The following is a 15,462-nucleotide window of genomic DNA, read 5'->3' as shown; positions in this document are numbered from 1 at the left end:
GTCACCGCAGGGCGGACAGCGCGGTGGCGACCTCCGCGGCGACGGCGGCGTTGTTCTCGGCCAGGGCCAGGTTCGCCGGAATGGACTCGCCGTCGGTCTCGGCCTCGATCCGGGCCAGGATGAACGGGGTGACCTTGGGGCCGGTCACGCCGGCCTCGGCGGCCGCGGCCAGCGCGCGCAGCATCTTGGCCTCGATCTCCTCGGCCGGGATCTCCGCGGCCTCGGGGATCGGCACGCCGAGCAGCACGCCGGTGTCCTCGCGCAGCCGGGCGCGCAGCACGCCGGCCACGGTGGCGGCGTCCTCGACGCGGTGCGGCACGGGCAGGCCGACCGAGCGGGAGTAGAAGGCCGGGAACCAGTCGTGCCGCCAGCCCAGCACGGGGACGCCGATGGCCTCGAGGTGCTCCAGCGTGCGGGGGAGGTCCAGGAACGCCTTGGCGCCGGCGCACACGGTGACCACCGGGTGGCTGGCCAGGGCGTCCAGGTCGGCGGAGATGTCGCCGGTGGTGTCGACCCCACGGTGCACCCCGCCGATGCCGCCGGTGGCGAAGACCTCGATGCCGGCGGCGTGCGCCAGCGCGACCGAGGCCGACACCGTGGTCATGCCCTCGGCCCAGCGCTGGGCGATGGCCACCGGGACGTCGCGCTCGGCGACCTTGGAGCTGCCGGTGAGCACCCGGTCGACGTCGTCGGCGGTCAGCCCGACCCGCGGACGACCGTCGAGGAGGGCGGTCACGGCCGGCACGGCACCGCCGGCGCGGACGGCGGCCTCGCACCGGTCGAAGGCCTCCCGGTTGCCGGGGGCGGGCAGCCCGAGGTTGGAGAAGATCGTGGACTCCATGGCGACGACCGGGCGGCCCTCGGCCAGGGCGGTGGCGACCTCGTCGGCGACGACGAGCCCGATGCGTGCGGCGGTGGAGGTCATGCGGGTGCTCCCGAGGGTTCGACGGTGGGGTCCGGGGTGAGGTTCGCGCCCGGCTGCTGCAGGACGCGGGCGGCCAGCGCGTGGCCGGCCCGGCAGGCCGCGACCGGGTCGCGGTCGAGGGCGAAGGCGGTGAGGAAGCCGGCCGCGAAGGCGTCGCCGGCCCCGGTGGTGTCGCGGACGCCGGCCACCGGGTCGACCGGCACCCGGACGACGGCGCCGTCCGGGCCGGTGACCGTGGTGGGCGCCGCGCCGGCCTTGACCACCGTCGTCGCGACGCCGGGCACCGGGCCGAGCGCGGCCGACTCCTCGGTGTTGGCGATCAGCACGTCGGGGACCAACCGGATGATCGCGGCGCGCAGCGCATCGGCGCCGAACCGGGTCACCAGGTCGACGGACGAGACGTCGATGCTGGTCAGCGCACCGGTGTCCCGGGCGGCGAGGAACAGCGTGCGCACCGCGGTGGCCGGGCCCGGGGTGGCCAGGGCGTAGGCGGGGGCGTGCACGACGGACGCACCGGCCACCCAGGACGGCGGCGGGTCGGCCAGCTCGGCGGCCGCGCCGCGGTCGGGGACCATCGTGCGCTCGCCGGAGGGGTCGACCAGGACGACGATGCTGCCGGTGCGGCCCGCCCGCTGGACCCGGACCTCGACCCCGGCCCGTTCCAGGTCGGTGGTGAGCGCGGCGCCCAGCGCGTCGGTGCCGACCCGGCCGACGAACCGGCTGGCCGCCCCGGTGGCCGCGGCGAAGACGGCGACGTTGGCCGCGCTGCCGCCGCGGGTGCGCACGACCCGGCCGGGGTTGTCGGTGCCGGTGCGGAGGGGTCCGTCGGTCCAGACGACGACGTCCTCGACGACGTCGCCGATGCAGACCAGCACGGTTCCTCCTGGGACGGTTAAGCGCTTAACGTCACCGTATCAGGTCGGTCGCCGGTCCGGTGCTGCCGCGGACCACCAGGTGCGCCGGCAGCACGACCGGCTCCCCGGGGGGAGCTGCCGGGTCCTCGATGACCTGGGCGAGCAGCACGGCGCCGCGGTGGCCGAGCTCGCGGGCGGGCAGCGCGACCGTGGTCAGCGGGGGCGCTGACACCTCCGCGAAGGGGATGTCGTCGAACCCGGCCACCGACAGCTGCCCCGGCACCGCGACCCCGGCCCCGTGCAGCCCGGCCAGCACGCCGAGGGCTTGCACGTCGGTGGCGGCCACGACCGCGGTGGCGCCGGACCGCCGCCAGCCCTCCGCCCGCTGCGCCGCGTGGTCCCGGGCGGCGGCCAGGTCGATGTCGCACCGGTCGTCGGTGACCACCGCGCCGGGGACCAGCCGGGCGAACTCGTCGGCGAAGGCGGCCCGGCGCTCGGCGAAGGTGGACCAGGGCCGGTTGCTGTCCAGGTGCACCACGTGCCGGTGGCCCAGGTCGGCGAGGTGCCGGGCCAGCTCGCGGGCGCCGACCGCGACGTCGAGGGACACCTGGTGGCCGCCGGCGGCGGGGTCGTCCAGGTGCACCACCGGCAGGTCGGGCCGCCCGGCCGGGAGGGTGCCCGGGTAGTTGATGAGCACGCCGTCCACCGTGGCCGCGCCGACCGGCTCGACGTCGGGTTCGTCGAGGCCCGCGGCCAGCAGCAGGAGCAGGTGCCCGGTGCCGTCGGTGGCCTCGGCGATGCCGGTGGCCGCACCCGCGGCGACCTGGGCGGTGAACGGGTTGGTCATGTCGTGGGCGAGCAGGGCGACCTGCCGGCGGCGGCCGGTGGCCAGGGCGCGCGCGGAGGCGTCGGTGACGTAGCCCAGGGCGGCGATCGCGTCGAGGACCCGCAGGCGGGTGGCGGGGGAGACCCGGCCCTCGGCCTTGCCGTTGACCACGAAGGACACGGTGGCCACGGAGACGCCGGCCCGGGCGGCCACGTCCACGGCGCGGGGACGCCGGACGGGTCCGGGTCGGCCGATCCCCCCTGCGTCCCGCACGGGTGAACCGTAACCGTGCGCACCGCCCCCCGAGCACCGCGTGCGCCCCAGCGTCCCCGGGCGTGGATCAGCTGGGTTCACCGGTGGCCGTCCTGGCTCACCGGCGCCGGTGAGCCACGACGCTCAGGGGGCTGCCCCCAACACCGTCCACCTGCGCCACACCTGGCGCAGGAGGACGGACGATGCGGCACCCCCCTGATCAACGCTGCGGGGGAGGGCGGTCAGACGAAGCCGGGGGTGCCTTCCCAGGCGACCTCGGCGGCGGGGACGTCGTCGCGCAGGACGGTGCCCTCGATCAGGCCGTACGGGCGGTCGTCGGCGTGGTAGACGACGTCCGGGTTGTCCAGGCCGAACGCGGACAGGTCCTGCAGGAAGTGGTGCTTGTTGGGCATCGACATCCGCACCTCGGCGACGTCGGGGTGCCGCTCCAGCACCGCGGTGGCCATCGCGTACTGGCTCTGCTGCAGGGCCAGGGAGTGCAGGGAGGCGAACGTCTCCAGCATCGTCGTCCGGACGCTGTCGTAGACCGCGGCGAAGTCCAGGTCGGTGCGGGTGTAGCGCCAGCGGGCGGTCACCGCGGTGGCCAGGATCCGCTCCCGGGTCTCGGGCAGCGTCGTGTACGCGTCCCGTGGGAAGCCCCAGAACTCCGAGCCGGTGGTCTTCAGCACGACCAGGTCCGACAGCCCGGCGACGACGTGCAGGTCGTCGCCGTCGGCGGTGACGACGGCGGTGCGCACCTCGCCCCCGGCCCGGCGGAACGCGTGGTCGTGCGGCTGCCCGCCGACGGCGATCCGGTCCCAGCCGAAGGACTCGATGCCGATCCGCGCGCCGGTGATCCAGTCGTAGCTGCCGGCGAAGTGCCGGGCCAGCCGCAGCCCGAACTCCTCGGGCGTGCTGATCCCGTCGCGGGCGAAGGCGAAGACGGTGTTCTTCTGCGAGTCGGTGGCCAGGATGTGGCTGTTGTCGCCGTCGGTGAACGCCCCGGCGAAATCCCCGCGCAGCGCCGAGCTGACGTTGAGGTCCACGAGGGTGTGCCGGGGGGTGGAGCGGTCGACCGCGACCACCCGCACCTCGGCCTTCCCGTACTGGTTGGGTCCGAGCACGATCGCCATGGGCGCACCTTCTCCGATCGGTGTGTCAGCGGTGTTGCACGTGGAACGTCGGTCAGCGCAGCGGGATGTCCCGGCCCCGATCGGCCTCGGGGCGGGGTCCGGTGATGCGGCGGTCGGCCTCGGCGATGGCGGCATCGTTGATGCTCGCCTCGCGACGGCGCATGAGGCCCTGCTCGTCGAACTCCCACAGCTCGTTGCCGTAGCTGCGCCACCACTGGCCGTCCGCGTCGTGCCACTCGTACTGGAAGCGCACGGCGATCCGGTCGTCGGTGAACGACCACAGGCTCTTGCGGAGCGCGTAGTCCAGCTCCCGGGCCCACTTGTCGGTGAGGAACGCGACCACCTCGGCCCGGCCGGTCAGGAACCGGTCGCGGTTCCGCCAGACGGTGTCCTCGCTGTACGCCAGGCTCACCCGCTCGGGGTCTCGGCTGTTCCAGGCGTCCTCGGCGGCCTGCACCTTGGCCGCGGCGCTCGCGGCGTCGAAGGGCGGGAAGGGCGGACGGGGTTCGGCCATGGTGGTCCTCAGCTCCCTCGGTAGGTGCTGAACGCGAAGGGCGACAGCAGCAGGGGCACGTGGTGGTGCGCCGTCCCGTCGACGACGGAGAACTCCAGGGTCACCGACGGGTAGAAGGTCTCCCGGCCCTGCTCGGCGAACCAGGCGCCGGTGCCGAAGACCACCCGGTGGGTGCCGGTGCCGGTGTCCCGGTCGGCCAGCCGGAACCGGCCGTCGGCGTCGGTGACGCCCTCGGCGAGCAGCTCGTCCCCGACCAGCAGCTGCACCACCATCCCGGCCGCGGGCCGACCCAGCACCGCGTCCAGCACGTGCGTCGAGACGCTCACGAGACGAGCCCCCGGACCCGCAGCTCGGTGATCTGGGCGAGCTGCTCGAGCACCTCGGGCCGCTCCTGCTCCGGCGGGTGCGCCAGCCGGCGGCGCAGCTCGGCGAGCATCTCCTCCGGCGTCCGGCCCGCGGCCCGGATGAGGAAGACGTGGTCGAAGCGGTCCTCGTAGTCCCGGTTGCCCTGCAGCAACGCGTCCCGGACGTCGTCGGCGGCCGAGGACATCGAGGACTGCTCGCGCCGGGACGATGCGGCCTCCGCCGAGTCCCCGGACACCCGGTCGCCGATCCGCGGGTGCGCGGCCAACGCCTGGGCCACCTCGTCCCACGGGAGTGCCCGGGACACCTCGCCCGCCCGCGCCACCAGGGCGTCCACCGACGGGTAGGGCCGGCCGGCGGCGACGGTGGGGGCGAAGGACCGGGCGGCGTTGCACGCGCGCAACGCCTCGGTCACCTCGTCGAGGCTCGCTGCGGAGAAGCTGGACAGGTCCACGGCTGCGAGGATGCCAGCACCAGAACCCCGATCGAAGGAGTGCGCGTGGTCGACGTCCAGGTGATCGGTCCCGAGGTCGAGCGGTCGGCGGAGGTGCTCACCCCGGAGGCCCTGCAGTTCGTCGGGCAGCTGCAGCACCTGTTCGGCGCCAGCCGCGACGAGCTGCTGGCCACCCGCGCGCTGCGCCGGCAGGCCATCGCCGACGGCGAGCCGCTGGACTTCCGGGTGGAGACCGCCGACGTCCGCGAGGGTGAATGGTCCGTCCCGCCGCCCCCGCCGGGCCTGGTGCGCCGCCGGGTGGAGATCACCGGACCGACCGAGCCGAAGATGGCGATCAACGCGCTCAACTGCGGCGCCGACGTCTGGCTGGCCGACCTCGAGGACGCCAACACCCCGCACTGGCACAACGTGGTCACCGGCCAGCTCGTGCTGCGCGACGCCGTCCGTGGGTCGCTGTCGTTCACCAGCCCCGAGGGCAAGCAGTACGCCGTCCGCCCCGACGCCGTCCTGCCCACGATCGTGCCCCGCCCGCGCGGCTGGCACCTGGACGAGCGGCACGTGCTGGTGGACGGCGACCCGGTGGTCGGCGCGTTCGTCGACGCCGGCCTGTACCTGTTCCACAACGCCGTGGAGCAGCTCGAGCGCGGCAGCGGGCCCTACTTCTACCTGCCGAAGATGGAGTCCCACCTCGAGGCGCGGCTGTGGGCCGACGTCTTCGTGCACTGCGAGCGCGAGCTCGGCATCCCGCGCGGCTCGATCCGGGCCACGATGCTGATCGAGACCATCCCGGCCGCCTTCGAGATGGAGGAGATGCTCTACGAGCTGCGCGAGCACGCCACCGGGCTCAACGCCGGCCGCTGGGACTACCTCTTCAGCGTGGTCAAGGTCTTCCGGGACGCCGGCCCGGACTTCGTGCTGCCCGACCGCTCGGCGGTGACGATGACCGCGCCGATGATGCGGGCCTACACCGAGCAGCTCGTGGCCACCTGCCACCGCCGCGGCGCGATGGCCATCGGCGGCATGGCCGCGGCCATCCCCAGCCGCCGGGACGCCGAGGCCAACGAGCGCGCCCTGGCCAAGGTCCGGGAGGACAAGACCCGGGAGGCCGGCGACGGCTTCGACGGGTCCTGGGTCGCCCACCCCGACCTCGTCGGGATCTGCCGCGAGGTGTTCGAGGGCGTGCTCGGCGACGCCGACAACCAGCTCACCCGGCAGCGGGACGACGTCCACGTCACCCGGGAGCAGCTGCTCGACGTCGCCGGGGTCCCCGGTGAGCGCACCGAGGCGGGGCTGCGGGCCAACGTCGAGGTCGGCATCCGCTACCTGGCCGCGTGGCTGGCCGGCAACGGCGCGGTCGGCATCCACGGCCTGATGGAGGACGCCGCCACCGCCGAGATCTCCCGCTCCCAGGTCTGGCAGTGGCTGCGCACCGGCGTCGTGCTGGACACCGGCGAGACCGTCACCGCCGAGCTGGTGCACCGGGTGATCGAGGAGGAGGTCGCCGGGATCGGCGACCTGGACCGGGTGGACGACGCCCGCCGGCTGTTCGAGCAGGTGGCGCTGGCCGACGAGTTCCCCGACTTCCTGACCCTCCCCGCCTACACCCTCATCGACTAGTGCTCGGTCCGGAGCACTACGCCGAGCTGGACCGGCGCCTGGGGCCGGTGGACGACGCCCGGGCGGCGGCCTACCCGGGGGAGCGGTCCACCCGCCAGCCGGTGCACACCTGCTACGTGCCGGCCGACGCCGTCGTCCCCGGGCTGGTCGCGTCCTGGGGCGAGCGGGCGCTGGCCGCCCTCGACGAGCACGGCCTGCCCGACCTGGGGCTCGACCCCGCCCTCGTCGAGCAGGTGCTGCCCCGGGTGCGGGCGAAGCTGGCCCGGGAGCCCGTGGAGGACCTGCGGGTCGACAGCGAGGACGGCTACCGCGGCCCGCCCGACCGCGAGGACGACGACGTGCGGACGGCGGCGCGGGTGCTGGCCGCCGAGCCGGTGCTGCCGCCCTTCTGGGGCACCCGGGCCAAGTCGCTGGAGGGCCCGACCCGGCACCGCGGCGTCCGCTCGCTGGACCTCTTCCTGGCCGGCCTGGCCGGTCGGGGCCGCGCGGTCGTCACCTTGCCCAAGGTCACCGCGGTGGAGCAGGTCGCGGCGTTCCTGCCGGTCCTCGACGCGCTGGAGCAGGCGCACGGGCTCGGCCTGGACCTGGAGCTGCAGGTGGAGACGCCGCAGGCGGTGCTCGGCGCCGACGGCGCGGCGACCCTGGCCGCGATGCTGCACGCCGGGGGTGGCCGGGTGACCGGGCTGCACTACGGCACCTACGACTACTCGGCGTCCCTGGGCATCGCCGCGGCGCACCAGGCCAGCGACCACCCGGCCGCCGACCACGCCAAGGCCACCATGCAGGTGGCGGTCGCCGGCACCGGGGCCCGGGCGGTCGACGGCTCCACGAACGTGCTGCCGGTGGGCTCCCGCGAGCAGGTCCACGCGGGCTGGCAGCTGCACGCCGGGCTGGTCCGCCGCGCCCTGGAGCGCGGTTTCTACCAGGGCTGGGACCTGCACCCGGCCCAGCTGGTCACCCGGTACACGGCCACCTACGCCTTCTTCCGGGCCGCGCTGCCCGCCGCCGGGTCCCGCCTGGCGGCCTACGTCTCCCGGGTGGACGGCGGCGTGCTCGACGAGCCGGCGACCGCCCGGGCGCTGGCGTCGGTGGTGCTGCGCGGGGTCGACTGCGGCGCGCTGGACGGCGCCGAGGCCGCCGCGGCCACCGGGCTCGGCCGGGCCGAGCTCGACGCGCTGGCCGGTCGGGCGCGACACGCCGGGGGCGCCGGCACCGGCTGAGGACGCGCTGGCCGGCACGGGGGTGCCCCCCGTCACGCACCCCTTGGTGCGTTGTGCACGGCGGATGCTCCATGATGTCGGGGTCCGGTCACAGGGGCCGGTCTGGGTAGGGGGTGACGTGCTCGGTCACACCGCGGTGCGCACCCACCGCATCGCCGTCGTCGAGACCGACGACGAACTCCTCGCCGTCGTGCTGCCCTACCTGCGGGAGGGCATCGCCGAGGGCGACCTCACCGTGGCCCTGCTGGCCCCGCGGACCGCTGCCCTGGTGCGCGACGCGGTGCCCGGTGTCGAGGTCTACGAGCACGGGCCCTCGACGCCGCGCGAGCCGGACTCCATCGAGGCGCAGTCCCGGTTCCTGGCGACGGCGGTCGGGCAGGGGCGCCGGCTGCGGATGCTGGGCCAGGTCCGCGAGCGGTCCCGGCGGGTCTGGGACGAGCGGGTCCGCGGCGAGCTCGCCCACGAGCACGTGTTCACCGACTGCGGCATGGCCTCGCTGTGCGTCTACGACCGGCGGACCACCCCGCCGGAGGTGCTCGCGCAGGCCCTGCTGGTGCACGCCGAGCAGCTCGTCGGCGGCGAGGTGCGCCCGGTCCCCGGCCACCGCTCCCCGGCCGAGCTGGCCGCGGAGCTCCCCGTCCCCGAGGAGCCGGTGCAGCGGACGGTCCCGGTGCTGGTCGTCGACCCCGCGACCTCCCTCCCCGCGCTGCGGCACCGGCTGCGCGACGCGCTGGTCGGCCGGCTGGGCAGCGCGGCGGCCGACGACGACGCCCACCTGGCGGCGAGCGAGATCGCGGCCAACGCCTTCCGGCACGGCGGCGGGCAGGTGTCGGCCCGGGTGTGGGCCGATGCGGACCGGGTGGTGGTGACGATCTCCGACGGCGGGCACACCTTCGACGGGCGGTTGGCCGGGTACCGACCGGCCCACGGCGAGGACCTGTCCCGGGGCGGGATGGGCATGTGGCTGGCCCGCAAGCTGTGCGACCACGTCGACACCGAGCAGACCGCTGCCGGGTTCACGGTCCGGCTGACGACCGCCGTCTCGCCGGTGCGCGCCGAGGCCGGTTCGTGCGCGCACCGCTCGGTGGCTTGACTCCGCGGTAGCTCACCGCTGAGGTAGTGCCGTGATCGTGGTGACGGCTGCCGGCGGCAGCACCGGGACGGCGGTGGTCCGCGAGCTGCGCTCGCGCGGCCAGGAGGTGCGCGCCGTCGTCGGCACGCCGCGGGCGAGGCCGGAGCTCGACGGCCTCGGCGCCGAGGTGGTGGTCGGCGACCTGGTGGGCGACCCCGCCGGGTTGCCGCTGGCCGATGCGGACGCCCTGTACCTGATCTGGCCGAACTTCGAGCCGACCGAGGGGGCCGGGGCGCCGACGGCGTTCCGCGCGGCCCGCGACGCCGGGGTCGGCCGGGTGGTCTACCACTCGGTGCTCCGGCCCCAGCTGCGCGCGATGCCGCACCACGCGGCCAAGGACCGCGCCGAGGAGGCGCTGGACGCCGCCGGGGTGCCGTGGCGGGTGCTGCAGCCGTGCGCGTACGCCGACAACCTGGACGCCGCGCTGCGCACCGCGGCCGAGACCGGCGAGCTGCGCAGCGCCTGGGGTGTGCGGCAGGCGCAGTCGCTGGTGGACCTGCGCGACGTCGCCGCGGCCGCCGCGGTGCTGCTCACCGAGGACGGCCTGGACGGCGGCACCTTCGAGGCGGTCGGCCCCGAGCGGTTGACCGCCCCGGACGTCGCGGCCGCGATGGCGGCGCACCTGGGCCGGCCGGTCACCGCCGTGGACACCCGGGCGCCGGAGCAGGACAGCTACGCCGGCCGGTGCCTGCGGACGATGTTCGAGCACTACCGGGCGCACGGGTTCACCGGCAGCCCGCGGGTGCTCACCGACCTGCTGGGCCGCCCGCCCCGCAGCTACGCCGAGCACCTCGCCGACCTCGGGGACCCGGCGTGACCGCCGGCGACGCGATGGACGTCATCCTCGCCCAGTGGGCCCGCGAGCGGCCCGACCTGGACTGCGCCCCGATGGGGGTGATCGGCCGGATCTCCCAGCTGCAGCGGGAGGTCTTCCTCGCCCAGCGGGCGACGTTCGCCCGGCACGGCCTGGACGCGCCGTCCTTCGACGTCCTGGCGGCGCTGCGCCGGGCCGGCGAGCCCTACCAGCTCACGCCCACGGCCCTCATGCGGACCGCGCTGGTCACCAGCGGGGCGATCACCCAGCGGCTTGACCGGCTGGAGGAGAAGGGCCTGATCACCCGGGGGCGCAGCGACGCCGACGGGCGGGCGGTCGTGGTGACGCTGACCGCCGCCGGGCGGGACGCGCTGGACGCCGCGCTGCCCGACCACCTGGAGACCGAGCACGCGATGCTGACCGGTCTCAGCGCCGCCGAGCAGGCCCAGCTGGCGGGTCTGCTGCGGCGGTTCTTGGTCTCCCTGGGGCGGACCCCGCCGGAGGCCTGAGCCGGCCGGATGTTTGAACGGCGGGCTTACGGCGTAATGACAGCAGGTCGGCGGCCCCTTACGACGTAGGAACCGTAACGGGCAACCCGATCGCATCCGATCTGTTGTCGCCGTCCCCTTGGAGGAAGCCCGTGTGGGCCTTTCTGTCCCGCCGTCTGCGCACCTGGGTGCTGCTGAGCGTCGCCGTCCCCCTGCTCTCCCGCCTGCTGCGCGGCGCCGGGCAGCAGCTGGAGACCCGCCGCGGCCCCAGCTCGCTGTCCCGCGGGCTGCGCAAGGCCGGTGACCTGACCGGTCGGGTGGCCCGCAAGGGCGCCGCGACCGCGACCGATGCCGCCACCGGCACCCGGCGCGCGGCATGAGCGACACCGCGACCGTCCAGCCTGCCCTGCCGGTCCGCGCGCTGGCCGAGTTCCTCGGCACCGCGCTGCTGGTCGTCGGGGGCGTCGGCACCGCCGTGGCCGCCCCGGACACCGGCACCGTGGGGATCGCGCTCGGGTTCGGCCTGAGCCTGCTGGTGCTGGCCTACACGATCGGCCCCATCTCCGGTTGCCACATCAACCCGGCGGTGACCCTGGGTGCGCTGGTCGCCGGCCGGATCGCACCCGCCGCCGCCGGCGCGTACGTCGTCGCCCAGGTGCTCGGCGGTGTGGCCGGGGCCGGCGTCGTGCTGGCCTTCCGCAGCGCCGACCCGTCCTTCGACCTGTCCGTCGACGGCCTGGGCACCAACGGCTGGGGCGCGGCCTCGGCCGGCGGCTACGGCATCGGCGGAGCGATCGTGGTCGAGCTGGTCCTCACCGCGCTGCTGGTCCTCGTCGTGCTGGCCGCCACGGCCCGCTCGTCGAACGCCGCGGTCGCCGGCATCCCCATCGGCCTGGCCCTGGTGGTGGCCCACCTGGTCGCCGTCCCGGTGGACGGCACGTCGGTCAACCCGGCCCGGAGCCTCGGCCCGGCCCTGCTGTCCGGCGGCACCGCGCTGTCCCAGGTGTGGCTGTTCGTCCTGGTCCCGCTCGTCGGTGCGGTGATCGGTGCGCTGCTGCACCGCGTGCTGTGGAGCGCGGACGGCGGGCACGCCGTCACCGGGTCGCGCACCACCCCGGACCCGACCACCGCCGGGTCCCGGCACTGACCGACCGGCGCTGAACCACCGGCGCCGGACCACCCGCACCGAGACGACCGGCCCGGGCAGCTGCTGCTGCCCGGGCCGGTCGTCGTGGGGTCGGTGCGGTCAGTGCGGCGGCGCGACCGAGCTGGGGACGGGGTCCCCGGCCAGCCAGCTGGTGGCGCCGTCGAGCCCGACGACCGACACCTCGACGACCTCGGCCGGGAGGCCGAGCTGCGCGGTCAGCGTCGCCGTGGTCTGCAGGCCGAGGGCCAGGGCGCGCTGGGCGTCGGCGGCCTCGATGCAGGCCTCCAGGTAGAACACCCCCGGGACGTGCGGGTCCTCGCGGACCACCAGGCCGCTCGGCGCATCCAGCTCGAGCGCGAGGCCCAGCTCGAACGCGTGCGACTCCAGGGTCTCCACGACCGCGCAGGTCACGAAGGTGTTCACGCTTGCTCCTCGTCATCGGGCTGTCTGCACCGGGTAGATCCACGGTGCGGCAGCCCTCTTGTGCCCGTCAACCACCTGGATATACCTCAGCGTTGAGGAATCACTCCGTGGAGTGACGGACACGCGTCGACCCGTCAAGGTCCGGGCTCACCCCAGCAGCTGCTCGCCCGCCGTCCAGGGCAGGCCGTGGGCGGCGGCGACCGGCTCGCTGGTGAGCTGCCCGCCGAGGGAGGTCAGGCCCTTCGCCAGCACCGGGGACGTGCGGGCCGCGCCGCGCACGCCGTGGTCGGCGACCGTGACCAGGTAGGGCAGCGTCGCCGAGGTCAGCGCCAGGGTCGAGGTGCGGGCGACCGCGCCGGGGATGTTGGCCACGCAGTAGTGCACGACGCCGTCGGTGACGTAGGTCGGGTGCGAGTGCGTGGTCGGCCGGCTGGTCTCGAAGCACCCGCCCTGGTCGATGGCGATGTCCACCGCGACGCTGCCGGGGCGCATCGCGGCGATCATCTCGCGGCTGACCAGCTTGGGCGCCTTGGTGCCGGGGACCAGGACCGCGCCGATGACGACGTCGGAGTCGGCCACGTAGGCGGCCAGCCGGGAGCGGTTGGGCTGCACCAGGTCCAGCCGGCCGTCGAAGACGTCGGACAGGTAGGCCAGCCGGGCGGGGTTGGTGTCGAAGACCCGCACGATGGCCCGCATGCCGACGGCGATCTTGGCGGCCTCGGTGCCGGAGACGCCGCCGCCGATGATGGTCACCTTGGCCGCCGGCGTGCCGGGTACCCCGCCCATGAGCACGCCCGCGCCGCCGGCGGGGCTCTCCAGGTGGTGCGCGGCGGCCTGCACGGCCATCCGGCCGGCGACCTCGCTCATCGGCGTCAGCAGCGGGAGCCGGCCGTCGGGGGTCTGCACCGTCTCGTAGGCGATCGAGTCGATCCGCCGCTCGAGCAGGAAGTCGGTCAGCGAGCGGTCGGCCGCGGCGTGCAGGTAGGTGAACAGCTGCTGGCCGTCCCGGAAGCGGTGGTACTCCTCGGGGACAGGCTCCTTGACCTTCACGACGAGGTCGGCGGGGAACACGTCGTCGACGATCCGGGCGCCGGCGGCCGCGTACTCCTCGTCGGAGAACCGGGAGCCGACGCCGGCCCCGGACTCCACGAGCACCTCGTGGCCGTGGTGCACCAGCTCGGCGGCGCCGTCGGGCTGCAGGGAGACCCGCTGCTCGTTGTCCTTGATCTCGCGGGGGATGCCGATCAGCACGGGGGTCTCCTGGGTCGGTGGGTGAGCCGTGCCACCATCCATCCACCAACTGCGGGTGCGGGCCAGAGGAGTCGAACAAGTGCGCAGGCAAGAGCCGATCAGCCGCAGGATCTGCGGCCGGGACCGGTCGGTGCGGTGAGCGGCCGAACGCTGGACGACGTCGACCGGCGGCTGCTGGAGCTGCTGCGCCTGGACGGGCGCCGGCCGAACAACCAGCTCGCCGCGGCGCTGGGCATCTCGCCGTCCACCTGCCTGGCCCGGGTGCGCGCGCTGGTGGCCGACGGGGTCATCACCCGGTTCACCGTGGACGTCGACCCCGAGCTGCTCGGCCGGCCGCTGCAGGCCCTGGTCTCGGTGCGGATCCGCCCCGGTGCGCGGCACCAGCTCACCGCGTTCGCCGACGGGCTGCGGTCGCTGCCCGAGGTCGCGCAGTTCTTCTACCTGGCCGGCGCCGAGGACTTCGTCGTCCACGTCCGGGCCCGGGACACCGCCCACCTGCGCGACTTCGTGACCGACCGGATCTCCACCCAGCCGATGGTCGCCGCGACGAACACCAGCCTGATCTTCGAGCACGAGCGCGGCGGCTGAGCGCGCGCGGACCGGGGCACCCGGGGCACAGTGACCGGGTGAGCGACCCGGCTGCCGCCTACCGCGCCGCCCTCCCGGAGGGCGCGACCACCGAGCTCGACCTCCGCCCGTACGACCGGACCGGCGTCCCGGTGACCGCGACCGTCTGGCGGTCCGCGGACGGCGCCCGGTCCGGCCACGGGGTCGGCTACGGCGCGACCGCCGAGGCGGCGGCGATCGGCGCCTGGGGCGAGCTGGCCGAGCAGGTGCTCCTGGACGACGCGTTGTTGCACGTGGAACCACGGACGGCGAGCCACCGCGAGCTGGTCGGCGAGCGCGGCGCCGGCCGGGTGGCCGACCCCCGCACGCTGGTGCTGCCGGCCGGGGCCGACGTCGACCTCGACCGGCCGCTGCGCTGGCTGCCGACCACCCGGTGGGCGACCGGGGAGGAGGTGCTCGTCCCGGCCGAGTTCGTCGCCCCGCACGCCGGCGGCATCGCCGCGGCACCGCCGCCGGGTGGCTGGTTGGTCACCCCGATCACCAACGGGATGGGGGCCGGGGACACCGCCGAGCGGGCGGTGGCGCACGGGATCGGCGAGCTGCTCCAGCGCGACGGCGACACGGTCGACTTCCGGGCGCTGGACACCGGCCGGGTGGTCACCGGGATCGACGACCCGGAGACGGTCCGGCTGCTGGCCGAGCTGGCCGCCGCGGGGCTCGAGGTCACGGTCAAGCTCGACAGCACCGAGTTCGCCGTGGTCGTGCACGCGGTGGCCCGGGACGCCGCCGCGGACCCGCCGGTGGTGCTCAGCGCGGTCGGCGAGGCCGCGGCCCCGGACCGGGCCGAGGCCGTGCGCAAGGCGGTGCTGGAGCTGGCCTCCTCCCGCGCGCGTCGGGCGTTCGCCTTCGGCCCGCTGGACCGGGTGCGTGCGCTGCACCCCGACTACCTGGCCGCCGAGCTCGCCGTCCCGCTCGGCCCGCAGGAGGACCGCGCCCTCGCCGCCATGACGGCGTGGGGGCGGCTGACCACGGCCGAGCTCGACGAGCTGCTGGCCCCGCTCTGGCGGCGCACCACCGAGGTGCCCTACGCCGACCTGCCCACCTCGACGGTGACCGGCCCCGTGGACACCCTGGCCCTGCACCGGGAGCGGCTGGCCGGGTTCGACCTGCTGGTCGCGCCGGTGCGGGTCGGCGACGTGCACGTGGCCAAGGTGCTGGTGCCCGGCCTGGAGGTCGAGACGCTGTCCTACGGCCGGATCGGCGAGCGGGTGCTGCGCCGCCTGCTGGCCCGGGGGTCCGACCTGGTCGGGCTCGGGGCGCCGACGACGCCGGACCGGCTCCCGGTCCGGCTCACCCCCGAGGCCACCGAGCGGGTGGGCGGGCCGGCCTGGCTGGACGTCGCCGCCGTCGCGCGCACCGTCGGCGAGCTCTACCCGCTCTACCGCGAGCCCGCCCGGCACGCCCCGCAGCGGCTGGGCTGAC

At 75.5% G+C, this 15,462-nt stretch carries 18 protein-coding genes; 9 read left to right on the top strand and 9 right to left on the bottom strand.

Going from position 1 to position 15,462, the window contains the following annotated elements:
• Position 1 precedes the first annotated feature (1 nt).
• The 7 genes from UXQ13_RS16295 to uraD form a co-directional block, all read right to left on the bottom strand.
• Positions 2-925: a pseudouridine-5'-phosphate glycosidase gene (locus UXQ13_RS16295; protein ID WP_225233842.1), complete on the bottom strand. Its 924-nt coding sequence runs from the start codon at positions 923-925 to the stop codon at positions 2-4.
• Positions 922-1,800 carry a carbohydrate kinase family protein gene (locus UXQ13_RS16290; RefSeq protein WP_336392544.1) on the bottom strand — a complete coding sequence of 293 codons (879 nt, stop codon included), beginning with the start codon at positions 1,798-1,800 and terminating at the stop codon, positions 922-924. The genes UXQ13_RS16295 and UXQ13_RS16290 overlap by 4 nt, the downstream gene beginning before the upstream one ends.
• Positions 1,801-1,831: 31 nt before the next feature.
• The gene (locus UXQ13_RS16285) at positions 1,832-2,878 is read right to left on the bottom strand and encodes a LacI family DNA-binding transcriptional regulator (RefSeq protein ID WP_225233844.1); all 1,047 of its coding nucleotides are present in this window, start codon (positions 2,876-2,878) and stop codon (positions 1,832-1,834) included.
• A gap of 221 nt (positions 2,879-3,099) precedes the next feature.
• Positions 3,100-3,990 (bottom strand): factor-independent urate hydroxylase, encoded by an 891-nt coding sequence (gene pucL / locus UXQ13_RS16280; RefSeq protein ID WP_225233845.1) that lies wholly within the window; start codon positions 3,988-3,990, stop codon positions 3,100-3,102.
• Positions 3,991-4,042: 52 nt separating this feature from the next.
• Positions 4,043-4,504 carry a nuclear transport factor 2 family protein gene (locus tag UXQ13_RS16275; RefSeq protein WP_225233846.1) on the bottom strand — a complete coding sequence of 154 codons (462 nt, stop codon included), beginning with the start codon at positions 4,502-4,504 and terminating at the stop codon, positions 4,043-4,045.
• Positions 4,505-4,512: 8 nt separating this feature from the next.
• Positions 4,513-4,830, bottom strand: a complete 318-nt coding sequence (uraH, locus tag UXQ13_RS16270) for a hydroxyisourate hydrolase (RefSeq protein WP_225233847.1) — start codon at positions 4,828-4,830, stop codon at positions 4,513-4,515.
• Positions 4,827-5,321 carry a 2-oxo-4-hydroxy-4-carboxy-5-ureidoimidazoline decarboxylase gene (gene uraD, locus UXQ13_RS16265; RefSeq protein WP_225233848.1) on the bottom strand — a complete coding sequence of 165 codons (495 nt, stop codon included), beginning with the start codon at positions 5,319-5,321 and terminating at the stop codon, positions 4,827-4,829. Before uraD ends, uraH begins: the two co-directional genes overlap by 4 nt.
• A gap of 45 nt (positions 5,322-5,366) precedes the next feature.
• Between uraD and aceB the strand changes: the two genes are divergently transcribed.
• The 7 genes from aceB (at position 5,367) to UXQ13_RS16230 (ending at position 11,739) form a co-directional block, all read left to right on the top strand.
• Positions 5,367-6,938, top strand: coding sequence for a malate synthase A (gene aceB / locus UXQ13_RS16260; RefSeq protein ID WP_225233849.1), 1,572 nt, complete (start codon positions 5,367-5,369; stop codon positions 6,936-6,938).
• Positions 6,938-8,158 (top strand): DUF6986 family protein, encoded by a 1,221-nt coding sequence (locus UXQ13_RS16255; protein ID WP_225233850.1) that lies wholly within the window; start codon positions 6,938-6,940, stop codon positions 8,156-8,158. Before aceB ends, UXQ13_RS16255 begins: the two co-directional genes overlap by 1 nt.
• Before the next feature lie 118 nt (positions 8,159-8,276).
• Positions 8,277-9,251 carry an MEDS domain-containing protein gene (locus tag UXQ13_RS16250; RefSeq protein WP_225233851.1) on the top strand — a complete coding sequence of 325 codons (975 nt, stop codon included), beginning with the start codon at positions 8,277-8,279 and terminating at the stop codon, positions 9,249-9,251.
• A 31-nt stretch (positions 9,252-9,282) separates the two neighbouring features.
• The gene (locus UXQ13_RS16245; RefSeq protein ID WP_336392543.1) at positions 9,283-10,107 is read left to right on the top strand and encodes an SDR family oxidoreductase; all 825 of its coding nucleotides are present in this window, start codon (positions 9,283-9,285) and stop codon (positions 10,105-10,107) included.
• Positions 10,104-10,613, top strand: coding sequence for a MarR family winged helix-turn-helix transcriptional regulator (locus tag UXQ13_RS16240; protein WP_225233853.1), 510 nt, complete (start codon positions 10,104-10,106; stop codon positions 10,611-10,613). Before UXQ13_RS16245 ends, UXQ13_RS16240 begins: the two co-directional genes overlap by 4 nt.
• A gap of 131 nt (positions 10,614-10,744) precedes the next feature.
• Positions 10,745-10,972 (top strand): hypothetical protein, encoded by a 228-nt coding sequence (locus UXQ13_RS16235; protein ID WP_225233854.1) that lies wholly within the window; start codon positions 10,745-10,747, stop codon positions 10,970-10,972.
• Positions 10,969-11,739 (top strand): aquaporin, encoded by a 771-nt coding sequence (locus UXQ13_RS16230; protein ID WP_225233855.1) that lies wholly within the window; start codon positions 10,969-10,971, stop codon positions 11,737-11,739. Before UXQ13_RS16235 ends, UXQ13_RS16230 begins: the two co-directional genes overlap by 4 nt.
• Before the next feature lie 99 nt (positions 11,740-11,838).
• Here the strand turns inward: UXQ13_RS16230 and UXQ13_RS16225 are convergent, their stop codons facing one another.
• The gene (locus tag UXQ13_RS16225) at positions 11,839-12,162 is read right to left on the bottom strand and encodes a hypothetical protein (RefSeq protein ID WP_225233856.1); all 324 of its coding nucleotides are present in this window, start codon (positions 12,160-12,162) and stop codon (positions 11,839-11,841) included.
• Positions 12,163-12,309: 147 nt separating this feature from the next.
• A complete protein-coding gene (gene ald / locus UXQ13_RS16220) occupies positions 12,310-13,413 on the bottom strand; it encodes an alanine dehydrogenase (protein WP_225233857.1) in 1,104 nt (367 codons plus the stop codon).
• A 135-nt stretch (positions 13,414-13,548) separates the two neighbouring features.
• Between ald and UXQ13_RS16215 the strand changes: the two genes are divergently transcribed.
• Together UXQ13_RS16215 and UXQ13_RS16210 are read left to right on the top strand one after the other, a co-directional pair.
• Complete coding sequence (locus tag UXQ13_RS16215; protein WP_225233858.1) at positions 13,549-14,001, top strand: Lrp/AsnC family transcriptional regulator; 453 nt, start codon at positions 13,549-13,551, stop codon at positions 13,999-14,001.
• Between the two features lie 38 nt (positions 14,002-14,039).
• A complete protein-coding gene (locus tag UXQ13_RS16210) occupies positions 14,040-15,461 on the top strand; it encodes a YcaO-like family protein (RefSeq protein ID WP_225233859.1) in 1,422 nt (473 codons plus the stop codon).
• Position 15,462: the final 1 nt, after the last annotated feature.

It is taken from the genome of Klenkia terrae (genome assembly GCF_037083865.1).
Lineage (GTDB): Bacteria > Actinomycetota > Actinomycetes > Mycobacteriales > Geodermatophilaceae > Klenkia > Klenkia terrae.
This window is presented reverse-complemented; position numbering and strand designations above follow the sequence as displayed.